Source organism: Sphingomonas sp. (assembly GCF_051962185.1).
Lineage (GTDB): Bacteria > Pseudomonadota > Alphaproteobacteria > Sphingomonadales > Sphingomonadaceae > Sphingomonas.
In genome coordinates this window covers 1-6,376 of sequence record NZ_JBQCCN010000248.1, presented here as the reverse complement: position 1 = coordinate 6,376, position 6,376 = coordinate 1, and the positions used below count along the sequence as shown (strand labels likewise).

Here is a 6,376-nt window from a genome sequence, read left to right as displayed (position 1 = left end):
CGCACCTTGCCCGATTTCCCGATGCTCAACGCGCGCTATGACGACGAAGCGGGCGTGGTGACGCGGTCGGGCCGCGTCCATCTCGGCATGGCGGCCCAGACCGATGCCGAGGGCAAGACGCCGGCGTACGAGACCGAATCTCCCTCTCCCCATCCGGGAGAGGGGCAGCCGCAAGCGGCGTCGTCCGTGACTCCCCCTCTCCCCAGCCCTCTCCCCCATGGGGAGAGGGAGCATGCGGCCGTCCTCGCCTCTCCCGCCGTGCGTCAGCGCGCCAGGGAGCTCGGCGTCGATCTCTCGCAGGTCAAAGCCAACGGCGACCGTATCCGCCACGCCGACCTCGACGCGTTCCTGCGCTATGGCGGGGCCCAGGGCTACCACGCCCCGCACGCCAGCCGCGCCCGCGAGGACGAGACCATCAAGGTCATCGGCATGCGCCGCCGCATCGCCGAGAACATGCAGGCGGCCAAGCGCCACATCCCGCATTTCACTTATGTCGATGAGATCGACGTGACCGCGCTCGAAGAGATGCGCGCGGACCTCAACAATAACCGCGGCGGCCGGCCCAAACTGACCATGCTGCCGTTCCTGATCGTCGCGATCTGCCGCACGCTTCCCGACTTCCCGATGCTCAACGCGCGTTACGACGACGACGCGGGCGTGGTGACGCGGTCGGGCCGGGTCCATCTCGGCATGGCGGCGCAGACCGACGCCGGACTCACCGTTCCCGTGATCCGCGACGCGCAGGACAAGAATGTCTGGCAGCTGGCGAGCGAGATTTCGCGCCTCGCCGAAGCGGCGCGCACGCAGAAGCTCAAGCCCGAGGAGCTCGGCGGCGGCACCATCACCGTGACTTCGCTCGGCCCGCTCGGCGGTATCGCGACGACGCCGGTCATCAACCGGCCCGAAGTCGCGATCATCGGTCCCAACAAGATCGTCGAGCGCCCGGTCTTCCGTGGCGACGACATCGTCCGCGCCAAGCTGATGAACCTGTCGATCAGCTGCGATCACCGCGTCGTCGATGGCTGGGACGCGGCGAGCTACGTCCAGCATCTGCGCAAATATCTCGAGACCCCGGTCCTGCTGTTCGCCGACTGACCTCCGCCGCTGGTAAAGCGGCTCGAATGAGCGCATCCTCCCCGCCAGGGAGGGACGGCAATGGCATTGCAGGTGATCGGCGCGGGACTCGGCCGAACGGGGACGCTCACGCTCAAGACGGCATTGGAGATGCTCGGCTTCGCGCCGTGCCATCACATGGTCGAGGTGTTCGCCCATCCCGAGCAGCGGCACTTCTGGCTGCGCGCCGCCAGGGGCGAAGCGGTCGAGTGGGAAGAGATGTTCGGCGGTTACAACGCCAGTGTCGACTGGCCGAGCGCGCATTTCTACGCCGCGTTGGCCGATCGCTATCCGGAAGCGAAAGTGATCCTGACGCGGCGCGATCCGCAGCGCTGGTTCGAAAGCATCTCGGAAACGATCCTCAAGGCGATGAGCATGCACGAGGGCCCGGCGCCCGACGACCATTTCATGCGGTTCGGCGACATCATCATCGCCGAAAACACCTTCGGGCGCGATTTCGGCGCGGCCAATGTCATCGCCGCGTTCGAGCGCCACAATGCGGAAGTCCAGCGGATCATCCCGCCCGAGCGGCTGTTGGTGTTCGAGGCCGCGCAGGGCTGGGATCCGCTCTGCCGCTTCCTCGGCGTCGGCGTCCCCGACACGCCGTTCCCGCGGACCAATTCGCGTGAGGAATTCTGGCAGCATACCTTGCCGCCCGAATTGACCGCACCGGTCATCCCGGCGGCGGGCTGATGGCGCACTGGCTGCTGACCTACGATCTCGCGCCCGATTATCTCGATCGGCGGCCGGCGTATCGCGATCTCCATCTCGAATGCGCCTGGGCGGCGGTCGAGCGCGGCGAGCTGGTGCTGGGCGGCGCGTTGGGCGATCCGACCGATCAGGCGATGCTGCTGTTCGCCGGCGCCGATGCGTCGGCGGCCGAAGCGTTCGCGCGCGCCGATCCCTATGTCGTCAACGGCCTGGTGACCGGTTGGCGGGTGCGCCCTTGGTTCACCGTGGCCGGCAATGATGCCGCCACCCCGGTGAGGCCGTAGCGGCCCGACACACTTGTGCGACAAACCGGGCCTAGCCTCCGGCTCGCAAGAGTGTGGGCGGAGTAGAGCCGATGGGGTTGTTGCTGGGATTGATGCTGATGGCCGGCGCGCAGGCGGTCCCCCCGGCACCCATCCGCCCGTTGGCCGGATCGTTGCCCGCCGACGACAAGCCCGTCGGGGATCGGCGGGAGCGCCCGCGCGGCCCTTTGTTCATCAGCCCGATGGGGGAGCCGTTTCGCGGTCCGGATGCGATCGACCAATGGTTCAATGGCGCGGACACCAACCACGACGGGGTCCTGACCCTGGCCGAATTCACCGCCGACGCCGATCGTTTCTTCCTCAAGCTCGATCGCGGGCATGACGGCGAGATCGATCCCGACGATATCGACTATTACGAGACCGTGCTCGCGCCCGAAATCCGTACCGGCGGGGAGGGCGGCACGATGCGTACCCGGGCCGGCGGCGGCGGGGGGCGTCGAGGTGGCGGCGGACGTCCCGGCGGCGGTGGCCGGGGCGGTTATGGCGGTGGCGGCGGCCGCATGGGTGGTGGGGGCGACGCGAGTGGCGGCGGATCGGGCGACACCACACAGCCGCGCTATGCCGACGTCAAGCGCGGCGCCGCGCGTTTCTCGTTCTTCGATTATCCCGAGCCGGTCACCGTCGCCGACACCAATTTCAATCGCGGTGTCGATCCCAAGGAATTCCGCGACGCCGCGGCCGACCGCTTCGCGATGCTCGACACCAATCACGACGGCAAGATCACCCGCGGCGAATTGCCCAGGCTGAACGCGCCGCCGATCGGCCAGTTCGGCAAGGGCAAAGGCGGCCGGGCGCGCGGCCAGGGGCGCTGGCAACGCGGAGACGGCGATTCCGATCGCGGCGCACCCCCGGCCGGCACCGGCGACGCCGCGACACCCTGATCGTCAATAGCGGACCGGCGCGTCGAGCAAACCCGATTCCGCCATCTTGCGCCGGGCTTGGGCGGATAGCGCGTTCTGCTCCTCGACCGCATCGTTCCAGGCGCGAGTCGACGCGTCGAAACCGGCGAGATCGCTTCCGCTATAGAACATGAAGTGGCTGCCCTGCGGCCGCCAGTGGTGCGTCGCGAGGAAGGTGCACAATTTGCTGCCGAGTTCGAGTTGCCGGCGCTGCAGCGCACTCGATTGGCGCATCGCGGCGCGACCGGTGTCCAGCCCCTTGTCGAAATCCTTGATCAGCGCGGCGCGCAGCGATTCGTCGCGCACCACCGCGGCGAGCCGTTCGTGGACCCGGCGAACCGCATCGGCAACGCGTTGATCCGATGCCGTGATTTCTGGCGCCACCCTGGTGAAGCGACCGCAATCCTTCAACATTCCGGGCGTGTTGGTGACCGCCAGGGCATCGTTCAGCCGGTCCATGCCCATGACCTGGAACGTCGCCAGACGCTGGTGCTGTTCGGAGGTGATGGTATGGATGAAATCGAACATCGTCTGGGTGACCGGCCCCGGATTGCCCGGCGGCAGATGCGGATCGCCGTTGACGTCGATGCGGATACGACGGACGTTGGCGATGTCGATCCGGACCGCGAGGTTGGCGTAGCCGATCGCCCCCGCCACGGTCAGCAATGCCACGCCCCACAGAACCGCGCCCACGCCGATTCGCCATCCCGGGGTGGCGTCGCGCAGCGTCAGGAACCAGGCGACGCCCCAGACGGCTGCCGCCAGCACTGTCACGGCTCCAAGCGCGCCGGCGCCGTGCGACGCGATCTCGAACGGCACCAGGTTCATCGTCACGATCGCGATCACCAGGATCGCCCCGGTTCCCGCCAGCATCGCCACCCAGGGACGGCCATATGGCCGCTCGAGCGCGGTTTCCCATTCGTCGGATTCGTCGTCCCGCCACGCCGATGACATCATGCGACCCCCTCTTTCCCCGGTCTCCATCATGTCGTCGCCACGACCGCCGAGCAAGGCGGTTCGGCGGTACCGCCATGTCCCGTCGCGCGGCACGATTTGAACCTGCGCGCGCGGGGCGCTACATCGCCGTCATGCGGCTCGCCTTCGTCAAATGCCATGGATCGGGCAACGACTTCCCGATGATCGATGCGCGGAGCATCGCCCTCTCCGATCAGGAATGGGCGGGGGTGGCACGCGCGCTGGCCGATCGTCGCGGCCCGGTCGGCGGCGACGGGCTGTTGCTGCTGACCGAGGCGCACGCGCCGCACGATTTCGGTTTCCGTATGTTCAACAGCGACGGCAGCGAGGCGGAAACCTGTCTCAATGGTCTGCGTTGCGTGGCGCGGGCCGGATTCGAGGCGTTCGGGCTCGACCATGCCCATGTCCGCCTCCAGCGCTCGGAAGTCGAGGTGACTCGCGACTCTGACCTCGCTCCCGGCGTGGCGACGATCCGGGAGGTCGCCGGTCCGGCCTCGCTCGATATCGCCGACTGGCCGATGGCGATCGGCCGCGACCAGAACGTCCAGATGGCCGTTCCCGGCCTGCCGAGCGAACGTCGCTTCACCGCGGTGTCGATACCCAATCCGCATCTGATCGCCTTCGTCGACACCGTCGACGAAGACGAGCTCGTCGCGGTCGGGCGCGCCTGCGAGGCGGCGCCGGAGTGGCTGCCCAATCGCGCCAATGTGAGCTTCGTCGAGACGCGTCCGGACGGGCTGTTCGTGCGCACTTTCGAACGCGGCGTCGGGCTGACCGACAGTTGCGGCAGCGCGATGGCGGCCTCGACCTTCGCTGCCTGTCTGACCGAGCGCGCGCGCTTCGGCGACGAGATCGTGGTGTGGAACGCGGGTGGCCTGGTCCGGGCCTGCGCCGAAGCCGATGGCATGGTCCGGCTGTCGGGCAACGCCACCTACGAATGGCAGGGTTCGGCGGAAGTCGATCCTGATCGCGGCCTGGCCGGCGAGGTCGAGATAACGCGGCATTTCAACGACGAGATCGCCGCTTGGGCGCGTGTGGCCGACACGGTCCCGGCGGCTTCCTAAACGACTCTCCCGGCCCGTTGGCGCGAACCCGAATCGCTCGCGTCATTGTCGATTTTTAGCCCATCTGGTTGCGCCGCGCGGAGCCGTCCGCTGTGCATGACCGACCATTAATGTCAGCGAACCAGTAAACGGATGCGTGAGATACGCGCGGCCGCGGCCGCGCGCGTCGCGCCGAGCCTGATATAGCGTGACGTCGACCCCGCGGTGTCGCGCCCGGCGGCGATGTCGAACGCCGCGCAGAAATCCTCCGACTCCCAGCGCGCCAGACCGGCGGCGCGTTGCGCGCAGGCGCGACTGTAGATCGCGAGACCGGCGCGGCCCTGTCGCCGGATGACGCGGCCATATTGCGTCCTGGCCAACCGGACGGTCCCGCGCTCGATCGCCGGCGTCGCCGCGAGCGTAGTGGCCGGCACCGCCATCGCGGGCCCCGCCGCGGGAACCGTGGCGGCGTGCCCGGCGCCAAATCCCGCCGGCGTCAACAGGCGGCGGACCTGATTGAGGCTCGATCGTGCGAACCCCGCGGCCGGCCCGCCGTCGCCGCCGGGCAGCATCGCGGCGACCTGACCGGGGACGCCGGGCAGCGTGATCGCCACGGCCGGCAAGCCGACGAAGGCGAGGATCAGCGCCAAGGTGGTGCCCATGCCGCGCCGCGGCGGCATCGGATAGGGCGACCGCATCCATTCGGGCAGGCTGTCGTCCTCGGGCGGCGCGGCGCGCTGCAGGTCATAGGCGATCCGCCGGTTCGAATCGCCCAGCACCGCCCAGGCGTCGTTGACCGCGCGCGTCCGCTCGGCGGCGTCGGGCATGTCGCGCGCGGCGTCCGGGTGGAATTTGCGCAGCAAGGCTTTCCAGGCAGCGCGGATCACCGCCTCGTCCGCGTCGGGCGAAACGCCGAGCACAGCATAATGATCGGGCGTGGCCGCCATTCCGGCACCCTGCGCCGAAAAAACGACCTCGGCAAGCGGGGCGCTGCTTTCCGTCGCGCGCGCCGCGCCGGGCCGTTTCGCTCGCGAATCGCGGGGCGCCGCGGCAGGGACGGACGAGCCGCTCGCGCGACCGCCGCGCCCGGGAAGCGGCGGAAAACCGTGCAAAAGTGTTGCTTCGCCGCCACAGCGAAGCATCTTTGTTTCGCTTGCGTGGAAACGAACCATTGAGTAGGGAGTTTGCGCTGTCCGTAGTGACAACCGAGAAAGGGGATACAGATGCGCAAGCTTGCCATTGCCGTGGCGCTCGCTTCAACCGCTCTTGCGACGCCCGCGCTTGCGCGCGACAAGGCGTGGTATGTTGGCGT

Annotated in this window: 7 protein-coding genes; 5 read left to right on the top strand and 2 right to left on the bottom strand. The window is 68.5% G+C overall.

Translation table 11 applies throughout. The features are described 5' to 3' along the window. From ACTHJR_RS16015 to ACTHJR_RS16000, 4 genes are all read left to right on the top strand, one after another. On the top strand, positions 1-1,095 hold a 1,095-nt coding region (locus tag ACTHJR_RS16015; RefSeq protein ID WP_440524240.1), incomplete at its 5' end, for a dihydrolipoamide acetyltransferase family protein. A gap of 60 nt (positions 1,096-1,155) precedes the next feature. Beyond that, entirely contained in the window at positions 1,156-1,806 is a 651-nt protein-coding gene (locus ACTHJR_RS16010) for a sulfotransferase family protein (RefSeq protein WP_440524239.1), read from the top strand. Further along, positions 1,806-2,108: a YciI-like protein gene (locus tag ACTHJR_RS16005; RefSeq protein WP_440524238.1), complete on the top strand. Its 303-nt coding sequence runs from the start codon at positions 1,806-1,808 to the stop codon at positions 2,106-2,108. The genes ACTHJR_RS16010 and ACTHJR_RS16005 overlap by 1 nt, the downstream gene beginning before the upstream one ends. A 71-nt stretch (positions 2,109-2,179) precedes the next feature. Then, entirely contained in the window at positions 2,180-3,028 is an 849-nt protein-coding gene (locus ACTHJR_RS16000; protein ID WP_440524237.1) for an EF-hand domain-containing protein, read from the top strand. Between the two features lie 3 nt (positions 3,029-3,031). Here the strand turns inward: ACTHJR_RS16000 and ACTHJR_RS15995 are convergent, their stop codons facing one another. Further along, on the bottom strand, positions 3,032-4,003 hold the full coding sequence (locus ACTHJR_RS15995) for a hypothetical protein (RefSeq protein ID WP_440524236.1): 972 nt from the start codon (positions 4,001-4,003) through the stop codon (positions 3,032-3,034). Between the two features lie 131 nt (positions 4,004-4,134). Here ACTHJR_RS15995 and dapF point away from each other — a divergent pair, with 131 nt between their 5' ends. Continuing rightward, complete coding sequence (gene dapF / locus ACTHJR_RS15990; RefSeq protein ID WP_440524235.1) at positions 4,135-5,085, top strand: diaminopimelate epimerase; 951 nt, start codon at positions 4,135-4,137, stop codon at positions 5,083-5,085. 113 nt (positions 5,086-5,198) lie between these two features. On the opposite strand, the gene ACTHJR_RS15985 is transcribed toward dapF, so the two are convergent. After that, complete coding sequence (locus ACTHJR_RS15985; protein WP_440524234.1) at positions 5,199-6,011, bottom strand: J domain-containing protein; 813 nt, start codon at positions 6,009-6,011, stop codon at positions 5,199-5,201. Positions 6,012-6,376 lie beyond the last annotated feature (365 nt).

Bases quoted from the DNA above. Each gene is read 5' to 3' on its own strand.
- ACTHJR_RS16010 (WP_440524239.1), top strand. From the start codon at position 1,156: ATGGCATTGCAGGTGATCGGCGCGGGACTCGGCCGAACGGGGACGCTC.
- ACTHJR_RS16005 (WP_440524238.1), top strand. From the start codon at position 1,806: ATGGCGCACTGGCTGCTGACCTACGATCTCGCGCCCGATTATCTCGAT.
- ACTHJR_RS16000 (WP_440524237.1), top strand. From the start codon at position 2,180: ATGGGGTTGTTGCTGGGATTGATGCTGATGGCCGGCGCGCAGGCGGTC.
- ACTHJR_RS15995 (WP_440524236.1), bottom strand. From the start codon at position 4,003: ATGATGTCATCGGCGTGGCGGGACGACGAATCCGACGAATGGGAAACC.
- dapF (WP_440524235.1), top strand. From the start codon at position 4,135: ATGCGGCTCGCCTTCGTCAAATGCCATGGATCGGGCAACGACTTCCCG.
- ACTHJR_RS15985 (WP_440524234.1), bottom strand. From the start codon at position 6,011: ATGGCGGCCACGCCCGATCATTATGCTGTGCTCGGCGTTTCGCCCGAC.